18 protein-coding genes and 1 other annotated feature are annotated in these 20,589 nt (G+C 46.1%); of the genes, 4 read left to right on the top strand and 14 right to left on the bottom strand.

Going from position 1 to position 20,589, the window contains the following annotated elements:
- Positions 1 to 70: 70 nt before the first annotated feature.
- The 9 genes from MHB63_14745 to MHB63_14705 all read right to left on the bottom strand — a co-directional run bounded on the left by MHB63_14745 (position 71) and on the right by MHB63_14705 (position 8,991).
- Entirely contained in the window at positions 71 to 892 is an 822-nt protein-coding gene (locus tag MHB63_14745; protein MEK3807777.1) for a hypothetical protein, read from the bottom strand.
- Positions 873 to 1,487, bottom strand: a complete 615-nt coding sequence (locus MHB63_14740) for a PilN domain-containing protein (protein MEK3807776.1) — start codon at positions 1,485 to 1,487, stop codon at positions 873 to 875. Before MHB63_14740 ends, MHB63_14745 begins: the two co-directional genes overlap by 20 nt.
- On the bottom strand, positions 1,488 to 2,459 hold the full coding sequence (pilM, locus tag MHB63_14735) for a pilus assembly protein PilM (GenBank protein ID MEK3807775.1): 972 nt from the start codon (positions 2,457 to 2,459) through the stop codon (positions 1,488 to 1,490).
- Positions 2,460 to 2,475: 16 nt separating this feature from the next.
- Positions 2,476 to 3,237: an A24 family peptidase gene (locus MHB63_14730; GenBank protein ID MEK3807774.1), complete on the bottom strand. Its 762-nt coding sequence runs from the start codon at positions 3,235 to 3,237 to the stop codon at positions 2,476 to 2,478.
- Between the two features lie 18 nt (positions 3,238 to 3,255).
- Positions 3,256 to 3,663: a prepilin-type N-terminal cleavage/methylation domain-containing protein gene (locus MHB63_14725; GenBank protein ID MEK3807773.1), complete on the bottom strand. Its 408-nt coding sequence runs from the start codon at positions 3,661 to 3,663 to the stop codon at positions 3,256 to 3,258.
- Positions 3,664 to 3,769: 106 nt separating this feature from the next.
- Positions 3,770 to 4,975 (bottom strand): type II secretion system F family protein, encoded by a 1,206-nt coding sequence (locus MHB63_14720; protein ID MEK3807772.1) that lies wholly within the window; start codon positions 4,973 to 4,975, stop codon positions 3,770 to 3,772.
- Positions 4,975 to 6,015 (bottom strand): type IV pilus twitching motility protein PilT, encoded by a 1,041-nt coding sequence (locus MHB63_14715; GenBank protein ID MEK3807771.1) that lies wholly within the window; start codon positions 6,013 to 6,015, stop codon positions 4,975 to 4,977. The genes MHB63_14720 and MHB63_14715 overlap by 1 nt, the downstream gene beginning before the upstream one ends.
- 5 nt (positions 6,016 to 6,020) lie before the next feature.
- On the bottom strand, positions 6,021 to 7,688 hold the full coding sequence (locus tag MHB63_14710) for an ATPase, T2SS/T4P/T4SS family (GenBank protein ID MEK3807770.1): 1,668 nt from the start codon (positions 7,686 to 7,688) through the stop codon (positions 6,021 to 6,023).
- Positions 7,681 to 8,991 carry a G5 domain-containing protein gene (locus tag MHB63_14705; GenBank protein MEK3807769.1) on the bottom strand — a complete coding sequence of 437 codons (1,311 nt, stop codon included), beginning with the start codon at positions 8,989 to 8,991 and terminating at the stop codon, positions 7,681 to 7,683. Before MHB63_14705 ends, MHB63_14710 begins: the two co-directional genes overlap by 8 nt.
- A 181-nt stretch (positions 8,992 to 9,172) precedes the next feature.
- Here MHB63_14705 and MHB63_14700 point away from each other — a divergent pair, with 181 nt between their 5' ends.
- From MHB63_14700 to MHB63_14690, 3 genes are read left to right on the top strand one after another with little or no spacing between them, the layout of a single operon-like run.
- Positions 9,173 to 9,604: a type II secretion system protein gene (locus MHB63_14700; protein MEK3807768.1), complete on the top strand. Its 432-nt coding sequence runs from the start codon at positions 9,173 to 9,175 to the stop codon at positions 9,602 to 9,604.
- Positions 9,601 to 10,110 carry a prepilin-type N-terminal cleavage/methylation domain-containing protein gene (locus MHB63_14695; GenBank protein ID MEK3807767.1) on the top strand — a complete coding sequence of 170 codons (510 nt, stop codon included), beginning with the start codon at positions 9,601 to 9,603 and terminating at the stop codon, positions 10,108 to 10,110. The genes MHB63_14700 and MHB63_14695 overlap by 4 nt, the downstream gene beginning before the upstream one ends.
- Positions 10,111 to 10,120: 10 nt before the next feature.
- On the top strand, positions 10,121 to 11,794 hold the full coding sequence (locus tag MHB63_14690) for a hypothetical protein (GenBank protein ID MEK3807766.1): 1,674 nt from the start codon (positions 10,121 to 10,123) through the stop codon (positions 11,792 to 11,794).
- A 36-nt stretch (positions 11,795 to 11,830) separates the two neighbouring features.
- Here the strand turns inward: MHB63_14690 and MHB63_14685 are convergent, their stop codons facing one another.
- From MHB63_14685 to MHB63_14675, 3 genes are all read right to left on the bottom strand, one after another.
- Positions 11,831 to 13,543, bottom strand: coding sequence for a sensor domain-containing diguanylate cyclase (locus MHB63_14685; GenBank protein MEK3807765.1), 1,713 nt, complete (start codon positions 13,541 to 13,543; stop codon positions 11,831 to 11,833).
- A 95-nt stretch (positions 13,544 to 13,638) separates the two neighbouring features.
- Complete coding sequence (locus MHB63_14680) at positions 13,639 to 14,931, bottom strand: folylpolyglutamate synthase/dihydrofolate synthase family protein (GenBank protein ID MEK3807764.1); 1,293 nt, start codon at positions 14,929 to 14,931, stop codon at positions 13,639 to 13,641.
- Between the two features lie 72 nt (positions 14,932 to 15,003).
- Complete coding sequence (locus MHB63_14675) at positions 15,004 to 17,646, bottom strand: valine--tRNA ligase (GenBank protein ID MEK3807763.1); 2,643 nt, start codon at positions 17,644 to 17,646, stop codon at positions 15,004 to 15,006.
- A gap of 75 nt (positions 17,647 to 17,721) precedes the next feature.
- Positions 17,722 to 17,951, bottom strand: a binding site (T-box leader).
- A 161-nt stretch (positions 17,952 to 18,112) separates the two neighbouring features.
- Here MHB63_14675 and MHB63_14670 point away from each other — a divergent pair.
- Positions 18,113 to 18,304, top strand: a complete 192-nt coding sequence (locus MHB63_14670) for a hypothetical protein (GenBank protein ID MEK3807762.1) — start codon at positions 18,113 to 18,115, stop codon at positions 18,302 to 18,304.
- 27 nt (positions 18,305 to 18,331) lie between these two features.
- Here the strand turns inward: MHB63_14670 and ysxE are convergent, their stop codons facing one another.
- Positions 18,332 to 19,354 carry a spore coat protein YsxE gene (gene ysxE / locus MHB63_14665; GenBank protein ID MEK3807761.1) on the bottom strand — a complete coding sequence of 341 codons (1,023 nt, stop codon included), beginning with the start codon at positions 19,352 to 19,354 and terminating at the stop codon, positions 18,332 to 18,334.
- A 108-nt stretch (positions 19,355 to 19,462) separates the two neighbouring features.
- Positions 19,463 to 20,479 carry a stage VI sporulation protein D gene (spoVID, locus tag MHB63_14660; GenBank protein MEK3807760.1) on the bottom strand — a complete coding sequence of 339 codons (1,017 nt, stop codon included), beginning with the start codon at positions 20,477 to 20,479 and terminating at the stop codon, positions 19,463 to 19,465.
- Positions 20,480 to 20,589 lie beyond the last annotated feature (110 nt).

Below are 20,589 nucleotides of genomic sequence, written 5' to 3'. Positions count from 1 at the left end.
GCACAGCAAAAATAAAAAAGAACAAGACATTTGTCGTCTTGTTCAGAAAGGTTTTCGTCAAATACCCGCTCTATTCGCCATCTTCTTCCTTTACGAGGGAAGTGTTGAGGGGATTCAGCTTGCCCCCCGGCTCGGGCGCTGCCACTTTTGGCGTTTCATCCTTAAGGTCCTGAAGAGTATCCATATAAAAGGCGGAGACCTGAAGGGAATACTTCAGCGGTTCTGCTTCCTGATCAAGGGAAGTCAACTCTTTTGCTCCATTAAACGTTAGCAGGTCAACTTTCGCGACGCGCTGCTGTGTTTCAAGTTCTGCAATAAAGGCTTCCATGTCGAAATAGTTGCCGGACGTCACCTCTAGCGTAATAAGGATGCGTTTAAGTCCCTCAGGTGCCGCTGGCAGTTCGGCTGCCGGTGCAGCAGCCTGGGCATTTTCAGGCTGAACAGGTGCTGTCTCAGCTGAATCTGGAACCTCAGGGCTTTCAGTCTGACCAACAGGAGTTTCATTATCGGCTGCTTCAGGCTGGGTTTTTTCCGGTTCAGCAGGCGGGGGAAGAAGGGCGTTTTCACTCTCAGCAAACGTGATGCTCTCAATTTTACTGTTTGAAATGGTCTCCGCCCTTTCAAGATCAAGCACAATCTGCTCCACCATCGGGGAAACCGGGACTTTTCGCTGTAATTCTACAGAATGAACGGGAGCCTTTGTTTCTGTCGAAGGATTCTCTTCTAGAGCAGCCACCTGGGCGTTTAGCATGTTTTTTGAAGTCTCAAGCGTGCTGATTTCCTGTTTTACAGGCTTCAGAAACAGAAAGTACGCACCAAAATAAAGCAGGCCAAGCAAAAGGGCTGCTGCAAGCAGGACGATAAGATGTTTTTTATGAAGATGAATTGTCATCAGCCTGTTCCCCGCTCTCTGCCTGTAAATAATCCGGATTCACTCTGAGAATGTACTGTGCTTCTGACCTCGAGACCTCATTGGTTTCTTCTTCAGGCGTGACAGTTCCTTCGCCTTTGACCGCAGCTATACTGATCAGGTCAGCTTTTGTAAAATAAGATGATTCTTTCAATCTCGCAAGATAGTACGCTGCCTCGCGGTTTGTATCAAACTGGACAGAGAGGGTCAGCTCTCCTGCGTCATTGTAGGAGAAGGTTTTGAAGAAGCCCCGTTCAGGAAGTTTGCCTGCGAGTTCTTTTACTACCGGAACAGAATCGAGCGAAACGCCATCAGCATATTCAACAGCGCTTTGAAGAGCGGAAACAGAAGAGCTTGAACTGCCTTCTGTTCCTTTCTCAGCCATGAGCCGCTCAAGCTCTGATTCAACTGCCGCAACCTGGTTTTTAACGTCTGCTTTTTCTCCATTGGCAGAAGTCAGCTGAATGATAAAAAGCCCCGCAAAGATGACGGCGATAAAAGCAAGAAGAAGATAGAGCGTGGCATTGGCCACATTCCTGGGATCTTTCTTCGGCAGCAAATTAATATCGGCCAGCATTTAACGCACCTCTTTTAATGCCAGACCGGCAGTCAGATAAAACAAAGCAGGCAGCGGAGTTTTATTCAACGTTTCAGCTTGCGCATTCTTTAATGAATCAACAGGATAGTCATACCGTTCAGCCAGAAGCCGCTCTGCTTCATGGAGCAGCGGGTGATCTCCCGTCAGGATGAAGGATGAAACTTCATCATTCCCCTGATTCAGTGAAAATCTGTAGAAATTGAGGACATGGTCGATTTCCTTTATGATTTCGTTTGCCTGGAGACGGAAATCTTCTGGTGACATGCTCACGCTAATTTGTTCAGATTCACGGATATTCTTCTCAACCTCTATATTCCGCATAAACACAGGCTGCTCCTGCTGAAAGATGCTCAGGTTTACGCCTGACAGATCATACTGAATAAGCATGACAGAGGATGCATGATCCACTTTTGGTTTTTGATTCAGGTAAAAGCGGTACTGGCAAAGGGGAGAGATATCGGCGGCATCCGGTTTCAGGCCCGCACTGTCAAACAGGTCTGAATAGCTCCTGACAAGCTCTTCGCCCGACGCAAACAGCAGCAGCTGAAGCTCCTTGTCCGTCCGGCCAGTTACGATATAGTCAAATACAGATTCATCAAAAGGCAGATGGATCGACGAACCGATTTCGACATAGAGATGCCCTCGAATCTCATCGTCGATTAAATCGCCGGGGACACTCACCTTCCGGATCACTACATGGGAATCAGGAACCGTAAACCGTACTTTCCTGCCCTTAATGCCCCATTCTCTCACACACTCATCCAGAATTAGTGAAAGGGTGTCAAAATCCTGGATGACCCCTCCGCGGATGAGCCCTTCAGGAAGCAGGCGCTCTTCGCACATCCCCATCATCAATGGTTCTGCCTGCTTAAGTTCCGCATAGCGGATGGCATCATCTTTGATCGTAAAATTTCCTGTCTTTTTGCTGAAACGAAATCCGGAAAGCCTCAATATGCTCCCTCCTTTCCTAATAACCGATCAAACGGATATACCAGTCTATTAATGTTTCTCCGAAAAAGTAGGCTGCAAGAGTCCCCGCCATGATGGAAGGTCCGAACGGCATCGGCTCCTTCCGCTTTGCTTTTCCAAAAAGCATCGCAATCCCTCCGGCAAGCGAACCGGCGAGACACGAGAGAAAGAAGGCAAGCAGTACAAGCTTCCATCCAAGCGCAAGGCCAAGAACTGCAAAGAGCTTGATGTCCCCGCCGCCCATACCTTTGCCCCTCGTCACGAAAGCAATCGCATAAAGCAGCGAAAACCCGGCTGCAGCACCTGCCAACGGAGCCCACCAAGGCGAAAGCGGAATTAAAATTCTTTCAAGAGCCAAAAGCCCGCCGAAAAAAAGCAGTACTTTATCAGGAATCACCATGTATTTCACATCAGACACAAAAATAATCATAAACAGCGAAATCAGCGTCAGGGCAACAGCCAGTTCCCCCGTCCATCCCAAAAGCAAAGCCGCCGCTGCAAAAAGCAGCGCCGTCATCCCTTCCACAAATGGATACAGCGGAGAAATGCGGGCTTTGCACTTTCTGCACTTACCGCCCTGTAAAACATAAGAAACAACAGGAATAAGCTCGCCTGCTGTTAATGTATGTCCGCACCCCGGACACGCGGAGCGGGGTGCGACTATGGATTGTTTCATTGGGACGCGAAGGCCGACTACGTTGTAGAAGGAGCCTAGTAGGAGGCCGTAAGTAAACAATATTAAGCAAAAGAAATACGCCATATCTATATTAGAGACCAATTATTTTTTTAACTCATCGGCTATTAACTGCTCTGTAGCACCTGTGGTAAGACCACTTATACTATTGACCTTATGCCCTGTAATTGTATAAGTCAGTTTATCATTTGTACCCTTAGTAACAGTTAGAACGAAATTACTTGAACGATCAAGATATTTCGACAAATCATTTTTTGTGCTAGTTTTCTCTAATGTTTGAGGATAGGTAGGTGTAGGTTCACTAGCTACATATAACTTAGCAGCATCTATGATCTGAGAAGCTTCAGTCAGAGCAGCATCATCTTTAGAGTTAGCTATCACATTCCCAATAGCAGGCACAGCAATAGCCGCAATAATCCCCAAAATAACAACAACAGCAAGTAATTCAATCAGTGTTAATCCCCGTTCGTTCTTAAGCATTTTTTTAAACATGTCTCTTTCTCCTTATCTAGTAAATTAGAAGTATAGGTCTTTGTGTTTATTCTACCGTCATTATAGCATACAAAATTGGATTTTACTTCTATTTTTTCCACGAAAATTAATTTATTTTGTTGAAAATATCAAACATAGGTACTAGGATGGAAGTCACGACTACACCGACAATTCCTGCAAGGAAGACAATCATCAGGGGTTCGATGAGGGACTTCAGCCTGTCTGTCGCCTGCTCGACCTCATCTTCGTAAAAATCCGCGACTTTTGCGAGCATTTCGTCGAGTGAGCCCGTTTCTTCTCCAATTGCGATCATTTGTGTGACAAGCGGAGGGAATACCCAGTGTTCTCTCATCGGCTCCGTAAGAGAATTACCTTTTTCAAGAGCGTTTCTTGAGTCTTTCAGCACCCGGCTGATCACTTCATTTTCTACAATGCTCTCTACTATTGAAATCGCCTGCAGGATCGGAACGGAGCTTGAGAACAGAGAACTGAGTGTCCTTGTCATTCTTGCAAGCGCCGCCTTTTGCAGCATTTTTCCAAATATCGGCATTCTCAGCGCAGCCGCATCGAGATAGTACTTTGATGAGGGCTGTGACTTCATCACTGCAATTCCGGCAAAAAACAAAAGAATCAAGAGGATGACAAGCCACCAGAATGACTGCATCCATTCACTCGCCCCGAGGACAAACTTTGTAATGAGCGGAAGATCGGCCCCGAAATCCTGAAACATGTCAACAAACGTTGGTACGACCGCGACCAAAAGAAAGATAATGACTGCAATGGCCACCACTCCGACAACGGCAGGATAAGCAAGCGCCGAAATGATTTTCTGTTTTGTTTTATGCTGTTTTTCATAATGTACGGCGAGGCGGTCGAGCGTTTCGTCCATGTTCCCTGCGGCTTCGCCCGCCTTGACCATGTTTGTAAACATGCTGGAGAAGATTTTTTTATGCTTTGCCGCTGCGGCAGAGAGCGGATTTCCTGACCTTAGCTCCTCTTCCACATCAAAAAGCGCTTTTCCCAATGCCTTGCTTTCTGTTTGTCTGGCAAGGATGTTCGTCGCCTCCACAACGGAGATTCCAGCTTTGAGCAGCGTCGAAAACTGCCTCAGGTAGATGACGAAGTCCTGGAGCTTAACAGGGTTTCCTATGCTGATTTCTTTTGTCAGCAGCGTTTCCTGCAGCTCCTCAATCTTTGTAATCCGGAGTCCCTTTTCCTGAAGCTTTACAATCACATCTCTTTTTGAAGTTCCGGTGACCACACCGCTTGTCTGGCCTGCTTTTCCCCGTCCTTCATATTTAAACCGCGCCATTACCGCATCGTCTCCTGTAAATATGGTTCTGCCATTTCCCTTAAAATGACGCCTGATTGAACAAGCTCCCGTATTGATCCTTCAAGGGTCATCATGCCCTGATCACGGCCTGTCTGGAGTATATTCGGAATCTGGTGGATTTTTTCATTCCGGATCAGGTTTGCTATCGCCGGGTTGTTGACAAGAATTTCTGTTGCCGCCCGTCTCCCTCTGAAATCCGCGGTCTGAAAAAGCCTTTGGGACAGAATTCCGGTTAATACGGATGCAAGCTGAATTCTTACCTGCGCCTGCTGGTTGGGAGGAAAAACATCAATGATTCTGTCGATGGTCGCAGGGGCACTTGAGGTATGGAGAGTCCCCAGGACAAGATGGCCTGTCTCTGCAGCCGTAATCGCTGTATGGACAGTCTCCAAATCTCTCATTTCCCCTACGAGGATGACATCCGGATCCTGCCTGAGTGCTGCCCTCAGACCGTTGGCAAAGTTCAATGTGTCAAACCCTACTTCTCTCTGGTCAATGATGCAGGATCCGTGCTTATGAAGATATTCAATCGGATCTTCAAGGGTAATAATGTGCTTTCTGGCCGACTGGTTCATGTGGTGGATCATAGCAGCAAGCGTAGTGGATTTCCCGCTTCCTGTCGGTCCTGTTACTAAAATAAGTCCCTGGGGTTTATGGGAAAGTGTCTTCAGCACATCCGGCAGGTGCAGGTCTTCAAGCGTCGGGATGGACGTCGGAATAATCCGGACGGCAAGCGCCGTACAGGAGCGCTGCTTGTAGGCATTTATTCTGAATCTCGATACACCTGCTATGCCATAGGAAAAGTCAAGCTCTCCTTTTTCCTGAAACTTCTCCCACATCGCCCTCGGCAGAATGGACTTTGCCATTTCCTCTGTATCCTCCGGCGAAAGAACCAGACCGCTGTAGCTTCTTAGTTCTCCGTTCACTCTAAGCATAGGGGCAATTCCGACTGTCAGATGGATGTCGGATGCTCCAAGTTCGAACGCGGCTCTCATGATTTCTTCAAGTTTCACTTTCATCTTCATCACTCAGATAAGGCTACGCGCAGAATTTCTTCTGTCGTCGTCAGCCCCTGTTTCACTTTCAGCAGGCCGTCATCAATCAGGAAGAGCGTTCTGTTTTTAACAGCCAGATCTCGTATGGCAGAGAAGGATTCTCCGTTCATAATGACTTTTTTCATTTCATCTGTTACAACTAGCAGCTCATGGATCGCAAGGCGGCCTTTATAGCCCGTCATGTTGCATGTACCGCAGCCTCTTCCCCTGACAATGGATTCAACGGTCATGCCTCGTTTGGCGAAAATCTCTTTTTCCCGGACGGTGGGCTGAACGGTTTCCGCACAGTCGCGGCAGACTTTCCGCACAAGTCTCTGGGCAACCACTCCCGAGAGTGAAGTAGCCACAAGAAACGGTTCTACCCCCATATCAATCAGGCGGGTAATCGTGCCGACAGAGTCATTCGTATGAAGGGTGCTCAGCACAAGGTGACCTGTCAGCGAAGCCCGTATGGCAACCTCAGCCGTCTCTTTATCACGGATTTCTCCGACCATGATAATATTCGGATCCTGCCTCAGAATGGAGCGAAGCCCTTTTGCAAATGTCATGCCGACAGTCTGATTCACCTGAATCTGATTGATGCCTTCAAGCTGGTATTCAACCGGATCTTCAATGGTGATGATGTTGACCTCTTCAGAATTCAGTTTGTTCAAAGCGGCATAGAGCGTTGACGACTTCCCTGAACCGGTCGGTCCGGTAATCAGCACAATGCCGGACGGCCGTTCAATCAGCTGCGAGAAACGCTCCAGATTCATTCTATGGAAGCCGAGCTGCGTCATGTCATTTAATGCACTGCTCAAATCAAGCACCCTCAGCACAATCTTTTCCCCGTATACGGTCGGCAGGGTGGCAACGCGCAGATCAATCGGGTGAAAATCAAGCGTCAGCTTAATTCTTCCGTCCTGAGGAACACGCTGCTCCGTAATATCAAGATTGGACATAATCTTGATTCTTGCAGTGAGAACACTCTGCATATGTTTAGGAAGAACCCGTTCCGTTTTCAGGACGCCGTCTATTCTGTAGCGTACGGCAATCTTGGTTTCCTGAGGATCAATATGAATATCGCTCGCCCGCTGCTGAACGGCATTTTGCAGCAGCTGATTAACAAGCCTCACAATCGGCGAATCCGCTTCAGTTGCTTTCTCGTCCTTCACCGTTTCTTCCGGCGCACCGATCAGCTGATCAATGTCTTCTTCCATATCAAAATATTTTGTAATGGTTCTTAAAATATCGTCCTTCGTGGCAATGGCAGGCTCCACCTGAAAGCCTGTGGACAGCCTCAAGTCCTCAATTGCGTAGTAATCCATCGGATCCGCCATGGCAACGTACAGCTTGTCCCCTTCTCTTTTCAGCGGAATCATATAGTTCCGTTTGGCCGTTTCCTTCGGAATTAAGGTGAAAAGCTTTGTATCGAAAGGATACCTGAACAAACTGACGTGCGGAATGCCGAGCTGAAATTCAAGCACCTCTATCAGCTGCTGCTCTGTAATGTAGCCGCGCTGCAGGAGAGCATCCCCTAGCTTTTGACGTTCACTTTTTTCCTTCAGCGTTACTTTCAGCTGCTCATCCGTTATCAGTCCTGTTTCCACAAGAAGGTCCCCGAGCCTTTTTCGCGTCTGCTTCACCGTGCTATTCATCCCCTTTCTCAAATGCCGGTTCTTCCCACAGCTCCTGATCGCGGTCGCCTCCAGCCGGAGGGGTCTTGTCAGGCTGATTCTCCAGTGGAGAGTTCCCCGTTCCTTCTGCAGGTTTGTTTTGATCAGCCCCTGCTTCCGGCTGAACGGTTCCTTCTTCGCCGCCCGGGACTGATTGCTGTTCTGACTTGAGCGCTTTTACTTCCACTCTGTGAACAGGTGCGTAAAAGTCGTCTGATATCAGGGTGCTTGACAGTACGCTGCCGTTACTGTCCAGCTCATTCCTGTACACTTCAGCAGACTGTCCGCTTCTGCCTTCCTCTTTTACTCTTGTCGTCTGATCATCAAGAGCCGGGTCATAGTGAATGATGGTTTTAGGCTTAAATTCTTTTTCATTTTCCATTGTTAAACTGTACGCATTCTCAAAGGCAGCTCCTTCAAGACTGATGGAAAGGGACCCTCCGTCCTGAACAAGCTTCAGTTCATAAGCCGCATCGTTCGGGTTGTAAAAGACAAGGTCCTGCTTACCTTTCATAAATGCAGCTTCCTTGCCAAGCTCTGCATAGGCGGGCAGTTCTGCACTTATGTGGCGTTCAAGAATGTCAAAGTTCGTGAGGAGAATGGTCTGATAGATTCCTGTTGCCATCCTGCTCAAAGCGGCATCATCCAGCTGCAGGGGAAACTCTTCGAGATACGCTTCCAAAGAGAACGTTTCGAGAGGGTCTATCCGGATAACAGCCGGCTGCAGGAGAAGACCCGGATCTGCAGGAAGTTCAGATCCTGCAAGCAGCGTTTTTGGAAGTTTTTCTTTCAACAGGTACTTATTGATAGACAGAGTGAAAATCCCCTCTGTCAATTCAGATGCTGCGAGCTCTATTTCGGCTGAGAGCGCTTTTTGGTCAACAGCTCCGAACGTGTCTGCACTGAGCTCATTTTCAAGAAATGTGCTAAGAGCTTTTTCATCAACCGCGGCAATCAGCCGGTTCGTTTTATCGGCAACAGCGAGATCCGCTGTTTTTTTCACATCGAATACGACAAGATTCAGATCCAGACCGAGCTCCCGGTCTGCCTGAAGAAAATAAAAGCTGTTTTCTTTCCAGGCGGTGATGGCCTGATTCAGCTTTGCTTCCGCTTCCTTCTGAGACAGGCCGGACAGCGGTACTCCGCCCGCCTCGACACCAGAAGGAACCGTTTTTTCATTAAAAAGCGCTCCATACGCCTTCGCTCCAAAAAAAGAAAATCCAAAGAGAATAAAAACACATCCGAACAAAACAAAAAACGTTTTTCTTTTTGATGATGTACCCACTTCATGCCCCCCTTTGTCACACATACCGTTTACTAGTTAAATAAACCTAAGTAATTCGAATTATTTTTTTCCAAATACTAGACAAAAATCGACTAGTTTTATTGTATAATAGCTTTATTCAGAAGAAAAGAAAGATTTTCCTTTCTGCCCATAATTTATAAAAGAAAGTACGGGGATGCCCATGAAAACGGCTTTTAAAAAAGAACGGGGATTTACATTGATCGAAGTTTTAGCCTCCATCGTCATTTTGACCATCATGTTTTCGGTTCTGAGCAGTTTTTTCGTGAATAGTGCTTCTTACTCAAATTCTTTCGACAAAAACATTACATCCCAGCAGCTTAGCAAAAGTCTTCTTGAAGCCTATCAGGCGGAAGGATTTATTGAAGCAAAAAGAAAACTAAGCACAAGAGAAGTTCTGGCCCCTGATGCCATAAGGCAGAAACTCGCACTTCAAGAAGAAGCTTTTTCTCTGAGCGGATATTCTGCCGACGTCTCCTTTAAAGAACCGCCGCAGGCAAATTTAAGGGGAAAGCTTGTAGAAATTTCAGTCACAGTGACAAACCGTGACGGGATATCGTCCTCTTCTACACTCGAAGGGTATGTGCGCAAATGAAGAAAATTCTTTTAAATCAAAATGGAATAACATTGATCGAGCTGCTGCTGGTGCTTGCCCTCTCCTCTATTATTCTCACAATGAGCACCGGATTTTTAATGTCTATGATGAAAGCGGGGGAATCTACGCTTTCTAAAACCAATCTCAGAAATGAAGCGGTACTGATTGTCGACTCTTTAAACAAGGCGCTTGAGAACGCAGATGAGTTTGGACTTGGAGATTTAAAAGGACAAGAGCTTACAAAAGTCACTCCCGTTAAAGTCACTAAAACGGTTAATCCTTCAAATTTATTAGATGAAACAAGAACGCCCATTCCGGTTATTTTTTCTGGCGGAAATTTGAGCATTGACGGAAAACCCGTCAATAATGAAAACATTTCATTAGAAGGCAGCCATTTTTTCATCTCAGACGACTCCTCCCAATTGATCTGCAAGCTGGTCCTGAAAGAAAAAAACACTGATTCAAAACCGTATGAAATCCTGAAAATATATAACCTGGCAGATTGAGGTGATTGGTTTGAAAAAATTAAATCAGAACGGCTATGCACTGCTTAATGTGCTGATGGTTTTTACATTAGTTTCGATTCTGGGTATTTCACTTCTCAGCATTACGATAAGCTCTCAGGCATTTGTAAAGCATTCGAAAACGTACCTTGAGGATATGACCAAAGCGGAGAAACTCCTTGACGAAGCTTCGGCAGAATATGAAGTTCTATTGGAAAACATCAACAATGAAGCGCTGAATTCTCAGACTCTGCTCACCAAATTGAGCAGCTTGGAGTCAAGAATTGAGCAGCGATCAGGAATTGAGGTAACCGGAAAAATCTTAAAGCCGATTTCTGCAACCAACAATCTGTTTGTTCAAACGGTTGATATAGCAGCTCCAGTCGGTCCTGAGAGTTCCGGAAAGCAATTGAAGCGAACTCTCAAGGTGTCCACTATTGCGGATATTTTCAACTACGGTGTTGTAACAAATGGAGATTTAACGCTGAATGGCGCTGTGGATATTAAAGGAAATATCTTTGTACAGCAAAGGCTTTATTTAGGCAGCAGGGGCAAATTCATCCAATCTGGCTCAACGTATTATCCCGGAACCGTTTATCCGTCGATACAGGGTGATATGACAGTAAAAGGCCAGGACTCTTCCGGTCAGACTTATCCATCCAAATATTTTTATAACAGCTCTTTTTCCAATACTGCTGCCGCAAATTTCCGGCCCGTTGCGAATTCAGGCAGCCTGCCGAGTTATTTTGTGACGCCTCCAAGAATACGAGATGCGATTGTCTCAACAAACCAGATTAACATCCTGAGCCGGATCAATGAAAAGCATGCAGCATTTACAGCAAGAAGAGGACAAATTGCAAACGGTTTGAATGACACCCTCCTTTCAGGCAGCACCCTTCACAATACCAGCAAAAAGTTTCTTCAGAATCTTGAATTGACGGGTGTTCTTAACGTAGCCGGCGATGTTTTAATGGAAGGCAATTTCACTATGGGAGAAGCAAGCAGGCTCATTACAAGCGGCAATGTCTTTATTAATGGACAGGCGGATTTAAAGGGCACCATCGAATTAACAAACCCCAACAGCTATGTCTATATTAACGGAAAAGCTGCGATATCAAATCTGAAACTCCAGGGACAAATGTATATCTCGGATGCAGCAGATATCCGATCAGATTTTAATACTAACGGAACGGTTTATGTAGAAAAGAATACTTCAATTGAAAATCTCAACAATGTAAGCGGCGGAACAGCTGTTATCTTGAGCAACGGCAGCATGCTTGTCGCAAATAATAATGAGTACAGCAATACTCCAAAGATTATAGATGCCTTTCTTTACTCAAACGAAACTCTTGAAATGTATGGAGTAGGTTCCAATATTAAAATTAGAGGAGGCGTTTATGGATCGAATATTACTCTGAATGCCACCAAGGGAGAGACAAGAAATACCCTTGGGGCACGCTATGTCTGGGTTGGGCCTAAATGGTATCAATTTGCCTGGCGGTATGATTTTGATCCTGAGCTGTACAACAATATCGGCGGGCTGTATTTTGAAAAGAATCAGCAGCAGCCGGGATTGCCTTCCCGACTGCAAATAGAATTCAAAGAGGACCTGATCCTTAATCCCCCTACAGGCATTCCGACAGTAGAAAAACTGAAAGTCGAAACCATCGATACAGAAGTTAAATAATGTAAAAGCCGGCATCCAAATAGATGCCGGCCTTTCCTATTTCACATATTGCGCTACTCTGTTCCGTCCCGCCTGCTTTGCACCGATGTACATGGCGCGGTCTGCGTGGCGGATGAGGTCTAGCGGACCTTCGGCATCTTCCGGGGCGGTTGCGTAGCCGATGCTTGCTGTAATGGATACAGGCTGGCGCTTGCCGGGATGACCGATGCTTTGTTCAACGATGAAAGGACGATTTGCGATGCTCTGGCGTATGCCTTCTGCCGCTGCGAAGCATGCATGCTTGTCCATACTTGGCAGAAGGATGACAAACTCTTCACCGCCGTATCTTGCGACCGTTCCTCTTTCCCCGACGAATTTGCAAAGACGCTCGGCAAGTGAAATCAGAATTTCATTTCCTGCCTGGTGCCCGTATGTATCATTCACTTTTTTGAAATGATCGATGTCGAGCAGAATCAGCGACATGCTGCCGCTTTTTTGCTGAATCAGTTCCGTGTATTCATACTCCAGCAGCTTCTCCATGTAGCGGTAATTATAAAGGCCTGTTAATGGACAGCGTTCACTTTGTTTTTTCGTCTCTTCGTAGCTTTTTGCATTTTCAATTGCCACACCCAGATAGGCGGTCAAAAGATCCGTAATCATCAGCTGTGCGCGGTCATAAAACCGTTTTTTATTTGACGCAAGAATGACAATCCCAACGACCTTCTGGTTTCTGACAATCGGAACTGCAATCACGCTCTCTACGCTTTCCGGCAGCAGGGTTTTCTCAAGTTTCGCCCATTGATCCCGCTTAGTGTACAGCATGCTTTTTTTGGTTGCATAAACCAGACCGCTGACACCATGGTGAACAGATATGGATTCCTGTACATTCTTGACGATCCGGCCGTTTTCAAGTTTCCGGATGACCTTCAACTCATTGTCGTCGATCACATCAATAATATATGCATAATCCGCTTTGATCATGGACGTCAGTTTATTCAGGTACACCTTAACAACTTTCTTCACTTCCAGCCTTTCGGTAAGCTGATGGCCGATTTCGCTTGCCTGCTGAAGATACGTATTGAGGCGCTGGCTGCGAGACAGCAAAATAAGGATATAAGAGGTTCCCACAAATGGAATGCCCACATAAAACAATGCCTCAAATCCAAGGTCAAGGTACAGAATGTAGAGCAAAATGCCCACCGGCAAAAACATGAGCGTTGTGAGAATTTCCCACAGAAAATCCCTCGAGAAAAATTTTTCTTTCATCTTATAGAAATACCCTCTGATCACATGCTGGAGAAAGAAGTGATTAACAAGGCAAATGGTAAATGAATAGGCAATCACTTTGAGAATAAACGGAAAGGTGAGAGCCTCCCGTTCATGTGTACCGCCAATCGCATAATAGACGGCTGCCCCTGCTGCTGATACGATCAGAAACATCAGGGAGTTCGTCGGAAACCGGTAAATTTCCCGTTTTCCAACTCTGAGCTTCAGCAGAAGCACAGTGAGGGCTGCCTGCATAAGAATCATTTCAACAAAAGGACCGAAGAGCAGAAAGACGGATATGGAAACACCCTGAGCAAAAAAAACGGGCGTTTCATTGACGATGATCGGGAAAACCGAAACAATGCACATGAAAACCAGAAAAGCGGCAATCGTCCATTCATTTTCTGAAATTTTTACCGGCCAGAGAGTATACGCTGCAAATAGTGATGAAGGAAATACGATGGCCCAGACGGCCCACAAAATGGACTTCAGCTTTGTTTCCATGGATTGTCCCCCTCTCCCGCCGTGCTGTTATTTATATTTTAACAAAAATTCAGATTTTTGTCATTTATTTCGGGACTATCAGCCTAATTTTTATGTTATATTTTTCGACAATAAGGCCTAACCTCAGAAATAAAGTAGAGAGAACCTGTTATTAAAAAGATGTCTCCCCCTTTGCCCGCTGCAATCATTTCATCAATTGCCCCTTTCCAGTCTTCATGGAACGATTTTACCGGATGCGTGCACGCTTCATACAGCTCTGATGCTCCAGCGGCTCTCGGAAAATCAAAGGTTGTGAAATGCATGCTGTCCGCAATAGCGGATAGAGTTGAAATCATCGGGCTGTATTCCTTGTCTTTCAGGGCTGAAAAAAGAACATGAATCCGTTTGCCGGCATAGTGTCTTCTCATTACTGCCGCAAGACTTTCAGCTCCCTCTTTATTGTGTGCGCCGTCAAGGATGACGGCAGGAAACTCGGAAACCTGTTCAAACCTTCCGCTCCAATTAGTCTGATGAAGACCTTTTCGAATGTGCTCATCCCCGGCAACAAACAAGCCGTGGACCCGTAAATAATCCAGAGCCATAACAGCAAGCGCGGCATTTTGCACCTGATGCTCTCCCCTCATGGAGATCTCTAGCTCCTCGAATGAATGATACGGTGTTTTCATATCGAACCTTTCCCCGCCCCTTAGCGGCTCGTGTTTCAGAACAGGAAAAGAATCGTGGAACAGATCAGCATTTTTTTCTGCCGCTCTTCTTTTTATGACATTAAGGGCGCGCTCATCCGTTACTGCTGTAAGCATGGGCACACCCTTTTTAATGATGCCCGCTTTTTCACCTGCAATTTCCTCTATGGTGTTCCCAAGGATATGCATGTGATCATAGCCGATGCTTGTAATCATAGTCAGAACCGGCTCTGAAATATTCGTTGAATCAAATGTGCCTCCAAGCCCTGTTTCAAGCAGCAGCACATCTGTCTTTTCATGGTTGCCGAAATAATAGAAAGCCATGGCGGTGATGATTTCAAACTCGGTCGGCCCTCCAAGCTCTGTTTGCTCAAGCTCGTCTGACAGCGGTTTTATCGTATTTGCCAAAAACAGCATCTCCGCATCAGGAATGGGAATCCCGTTCATGCTGATCCGCTCGTTGAAGGTTTCAAGGAACGGGGATGTAAAGGTGCCGGTTTTATAGCCTGCTTCTGTAAGCACGTTTCTCATGTAGGCAATGGTCGACCCTTTTCCGTTTGTGCCTGCCACATGGATGGTTTTCACTTTTTTATGAGGATTACCGAGTCTGTTCATCAGCCATTCCATACGCTTCAGGCCGGGTTTGATACCGAATCTGAGGCGCGAATGAATCCATCCGACAGCATCTTCGTACGTTTGAAACATATCATCTGCCCCTTCTTTTTATATACATGAAAACTCGGGCATGATCATAAATCACACCCGAGTCTTTGTCATTCAGCCTTTCAGCTCTCCGATTCTTGAGAGAACGGCTTCTCTTTTTTCTGTATAGTCTTTTTCTTTCGCGCGTTCTTCTTCTATAACCTTCTCAGGCGCTTTTTTAACGAAGCCTTCATTGCTCAGCTTTTTCTGAACACGTTCAACTTCCTTATTTAATTTTTCAAGCTCTTTCTCAAGACGTGCAATTTCTTCATCGAGGTTGATCAGGCCTTCAAGAGGGAAGATCAGTTCCGCTCCTGTTACAACAGATGTCATCGCTTTGTCGCCTGTTTCAGCATCCGTGCCGATTGAAAGACTGGACGTGTTGCAGAAACGCTCGATATAGGCGCGGTTTTGCTCGAGCTGATTTTGGATGTCAGCTGACTTTGCTTTAATCATCATTGGAATTTGCTTGCTCATCGGCGTGTTCACTTCAGCTCTTACATTTCGAACCGAACGGATTACTTCAACTAGAAGCTTCATATCTGCGGCTGCTGCTTCATCAGTCAGTGACGGATCGGCAACCGGCCATTTGGCGATTGTAATGGATTCCCCTTCGTGCGGAAGGTTTTGCCAAATTTCCTCGGTAATAAACGGCATGAACGGATGAAGAAGTCTCATCGTGTTATCAAGTACATATGCAAGGATTGAACGTGTTGTCTTTTTCGCCGCTTCGTCGTCGCCATAAAGCGGAAGCTTCGCCATTTCAATGTACCAGTCACAGAAATCATCCCAGATAAAGTTGTACAGATGGCGGCCGATTTCACCGAATTCGTATTTATCGGCAAGCTTTGTCACGTGCTCAATGGTTTCATTGAGACGTGTCAGAATCCACTTGTCTGCCACTGACTTTTCACCGGTCAGATCGATTTCATCGAATTTCAGGCCGTCCATGTTCATCAGCGCAAAGCGAGAAGCGTTCCAGATCTTATTGGCAAAGTTCCATGTTGCTTCTACTTTTTCGTAGCTGAAACGCAGATCCTGGCCAGGCGAGCTTCCTGTTGAAAGGAAGTAGCGAAGAGAATCCGCTCCGTACTTATCGATCACATCCATCGGATCAACACCGTTTCCAAGCGATTTACTCATTTTGCGTCCCTGCTCATCGCGGACAAGTCCGTGGATCAGCACATCTTTAAATGGACGCTTGCCGGTAAATTCAAGACCCTGGAAAATCATGCGGGAAACCCAGAAGAAAATGATGTCATAGCCTGTGACAAGCACATCTGTCGGATAGTAGCGCTGGTAGTCAACGGAATCCTCATCCGGCCAGCCCATTGTCGAAAACGGCCACAGTGCGGAACTGAACCACGTATCGAGTACGTCTGTATCCTGTTCCCAGTTTTCAAGGTCTGCAGGCGGTGCATGATCAACATGCACCTCGCCAGTTTCTTTATGATACCAGGCAGGAATGCGGTGTCCCCACCAAAGCTGTCTTGAAATACACCAGTCGCGGATATTTTCCATCCAGCGCATATAGGTATTCTCAAAACGGTTTGGTACAAAGTTGACTTTGTCATCTCTGTCCTGAAGCTCAATCGCTGCATCTGCAAGAGGCTGCATCTTAACGAACCACTGCGTAGATAGGTACGGTTCAACAACCGCTCCGCTCCGTTCGCTGTGCCCGACTGAATGCATGTGCTCTTCAATTTTGAACAGAACATCCATTTCCTGAAGATCCTTCACGATCTGCTTTCTGCACTCAAAACGGTCAAGTCCGCTGTAGATTCCTGCTTTCGCATTCATCGTTCCGTCCTCGTTCATCACAAGAACACGTTCAAGGCTGTGGCGGTTTCCGATTTCAAAGTCATTCGGATCATGCGCCGGAGTAATCTTAACCGCTCCGGAACCGAATTCCATATCAACATAGTCATCTCCGACAATCGGAATTTCGCGGCCTACGATAGGGAGAACAACGGTTTTGCCAATCAAATGCTTGTAGCGCTCATCTTCAGGGTGAACAGCAACCGCTGTATCGCCAAGCATCGTTTCAGGACGTGTCGTCGCAACTTCAATTGCACCGGAACCGTCTGACAGAGGATAGCGCATGTGGTAAAAAGCACCCTGAACATCTTTATAGATAACTTCTATATCTGAAAGAGCTGTTTTTGTCTGCGGATCCCAGTTGATAATATATTCGCCGCGGTAGATGAGCCCTTTTTTATAAAGAGAGACAAATACCTCATTAACCGCTTTTGAAAGTCCCTCATCAAGCGTAAACCGCTCTCTCGAATAATCAAGGCCAAGGCCAAGTTTTGACCACTGCGCGCGGATATGGGATGCGTATTCTTCTTTCCATTTCCAAGTTTCCTCAACAAACTTTTCGCGGCCAAGGTCATAGCGCGACTTGCCTTCCTCGCGCAGCTTTCCTTCCACTTTAGCCTGAGTGGCGATTCCGGCATGGTCCATTCCCGGAAGCCAGAGAACGTCATAGCCCTGCATGCGTTTCATGCGCGTCACGATATCCTGAAGCGTCGTGTCCCAGGCATGGCCAAGGTGTAGCTTTCCTGTTACGTTCGGCGGAGGGATCACAACCGTGTACGGCTGCTTTTCCTGGTCGTTTGAAGCTTCAAAAAACTTTCCCTTCAGCCAGTAGTCGTAGCGATCGCGCTCAATTGCCTGCGGATCATATTTTGTAGAGAGTGTCTGCTCCTTGTTCTCCATGTTTCTTCCTCCTTAAAATCTTCAAATCAGTTCATTTCCGCACTTTTCGGAAAATAAAAAACTCCCCTCGTCCGGTAAAAGGACGAAAGGAGTTGATTTCGCGGTGCCACCTTTTTTCACAGGCAAAAAAGAACCTGTGCTCTCAAATGGGATAACGGCGTTCATGCCGATTCTCTCTACTTCATGGTTCAAGAGAATTACTCCAGGGCGACCTTCAAGCACGCTTGTTTAAGAAATCTCTCAGCAGGCGATTTCTCTCTCTGAAAACAGCTTTCCGCTTTACTCTTCCCTATCACGGTATGTGTTCGATTATGAAAATATTATATATGTTGTATTGTATACAATCCAGTCAATTCACGTCAATCATCTTCTCCATTTTTCAATGCCTTTATTCCCGAAAAGGCACAAAACTGGGTAAATGCACATATTCTTTATACAAGAAGGATTCAGTGAGGAGAGTTTTAGGATGCGCAGAAAAATAAATGATTATAACCTGTCGCCTTATGTAAAGCAGTTCAAGCTCATTGCCGGTCAGTTCATCGTGCCGATTACCCTCTTTCAGACCGTCCGGACCCTGATTTTCCCGTCGCCCGTCGACCTTGTCCTGCTGGCGCTGCTGATTTTGCTTGGGGTTGCTTTGTACATGGAGTGGATTTAAAAAACCCAATCACCGATTGGGTTTTGTTTATGTCGACTGCTCTGCGGCCAGTTTTTTGTTTTCTTCGATCTGCGTCACTTTCATGACGAAGTACTCGATGTTTTTAAAGGTCCAGTAAGATTTGATCAGGTCCTGATTTTTCTGAAGCTGCGATGCGCTTCTGCCTTTCAGGTTCATGTGCTTTTTCACTTGTTTGTAGACAAAATCGGGATAGGCGAGATAGCAGATGAACAGCTGCATTTCCTCTTCTCTGTACGGGAACGTCTGCTGATAGGTGTAAAACCAGTCGGCACAGTTGTCATCTGCAAACGGGTACGTATGGAACGTCCTGTGATAAAAAAGAAGCGCATCATCAATGGGCGATGAATACCTGGCATGTTCAAAATTGGTGAAATACCCCGTTCCCTGTTCATCATACAAGTAATGATGAATGGACGCTCTGCCGTGGATCATGACTTGCCGCACATCCTCTTTTTCCTTCATCATCTCGTACCACTCATCAAGTTTTTTGCGGGCAAATTCTGTCGCACGTGCGGTTTCAAAGTAATAGGTGACGGCCTGCAGTTCAAACGGGGAGAGATACCACTTCTTCTCGCATTCCTCCACGTATTTTTCATACAGGGCTTTGTTGTCATCCCATTGCTTGGCAAGGGTATCGTAATGAATTTTCAGTGCATTCTGATTCAGCTTTTCCTCAGCAGCCGTTCTCTGATGAAGCGCTGCAAGTTCCCTGAACATATTTTTATGCCGCTCATCCCGCTCTTCTTCTGTTTCATTCGTGAGCCAGGGCATAATGTAATACCAGTTCTCTCCGTCTGAGGTAAAAAACTGCCGGTGCCTGTTTCTGAAGATGGGCACATACCCTGAATACCCTTTCTGATGAGCACCGTGAAGCGTTTCGATGAATTGGCCATTCCGGTTCGATGACATCTTTTTTAATGCGTAGGAGGCGCCTGAACTGGCATAGACCTTCGTCAGTTTATCTGTAACAGACTCCGCATATTCCGCTTTCAGCTCATACTCTTTTAAAACCTCCGCAAGTTTATCCATATTTTCTCTCATCATTTTTTGTCTCACTTCCTTTTAACCAGGTCTCATGTAAAGAGACTTACAAAAAAAACAGCTGAGGAACTCTCCTCCCCAAGCTGCTTTCTTTTCTTAATGAGTATTTGCATAAACAGGAATGTAGAGTGTCTGGCCTTCGTGCACATCTGCGCTTGAATTCAGCTGATTAACTCTGTGCAGCTGCTGAACCGTAATCCTGTATCGGTCGCAAATGCTGTCAATTGTGTCACCCTGCTGGACAAGGCAGATCTTAAGCTTTGTAAACTCCTCTTCTTCATCTCGTTCAAAAAGCTTCGTTAAGTAGAGGGAGTTTTCCGTATGCTTTGGTTCATCCTGCTTTCTTGCTTCTTCTTCTTTTCTTGCTTTCGGACTTTGCTTTTGAGGCGCCTTATACGTTTCCTCATACTGCGGCCTGCTTGCAAAATAAGAAATGTCCGGTGCAGCGGCTTCTTCCTCTGCCGCCTCTTTTTTCACTTCTACATGAAACGGTTCATAAAGATCCGCATGATTCTGGCTGCCTGCATTCGCAAAAGCATCATACTCTTCTACTTGCGTTTCCTCTTCATACAGTGCCTGAGGTGAGCGGAACAGCGGCTGGAGCTCCGGTTCCTGCTCCTGCTCAAACACATATGCCTGCTCAAGTTCCTGTTCTTCTTCAGCTTCTTCAGCCTCAACAGCCGCATCCCCGCTTGCAATTCCGCTGATTTCAAGGTCAGCTACAAGCCTCAGGTTTCTGCTTTCTGACAGATCATAATCAAAAGATTCAATCGTTACATAAACTTCTTCCAAGTTTCCAATGCGGTTCCTCGGAATCGTGATATCTACAGGAAAACCGTGAACAAGCTGCGATATGCCGTCTTCTCTCGTTTCTACATTGCTGATAAAACGGAGATTGGCATATTCAAATTCCTCTTCGCTATAATCCTCATCTATTTTGTACTCACCCGTAAGCTTAAGCGCACCCCGAATCGAGATGTACTGGTCAAACTCCTGGATGGTGATGTCTGGATCTAATGAGATGGATAACAGCTCACCCACTTCCTGTCCCTTTTGAAACCAAACGGATTCCTCAACAGAGAACCGCAATGATGATTGTTGATCCTGTGACAACTTGAACTCCTCCTTTCAGGTGTCCTTACGAAAATACCTGTGACATTAAAGGAATATGCCGCACGGTGAAGGTTTATGATTTTTTTGATTAAATGCCTGGTTTAAGCTCT

This window comes from Bacillus sp. FSL H8-0547, from assembly GCA_038002745.1.
Classification (GTDB): domain Bacteria; phylum Bacillota; class Bacilli; order Bacillales; family Bacillaceae; genus Bacillus_P.
Note: the sequence above shows the minus strand (reverse complement) of the source record. Positions and strands in the feature narration are given on the sequence as shown.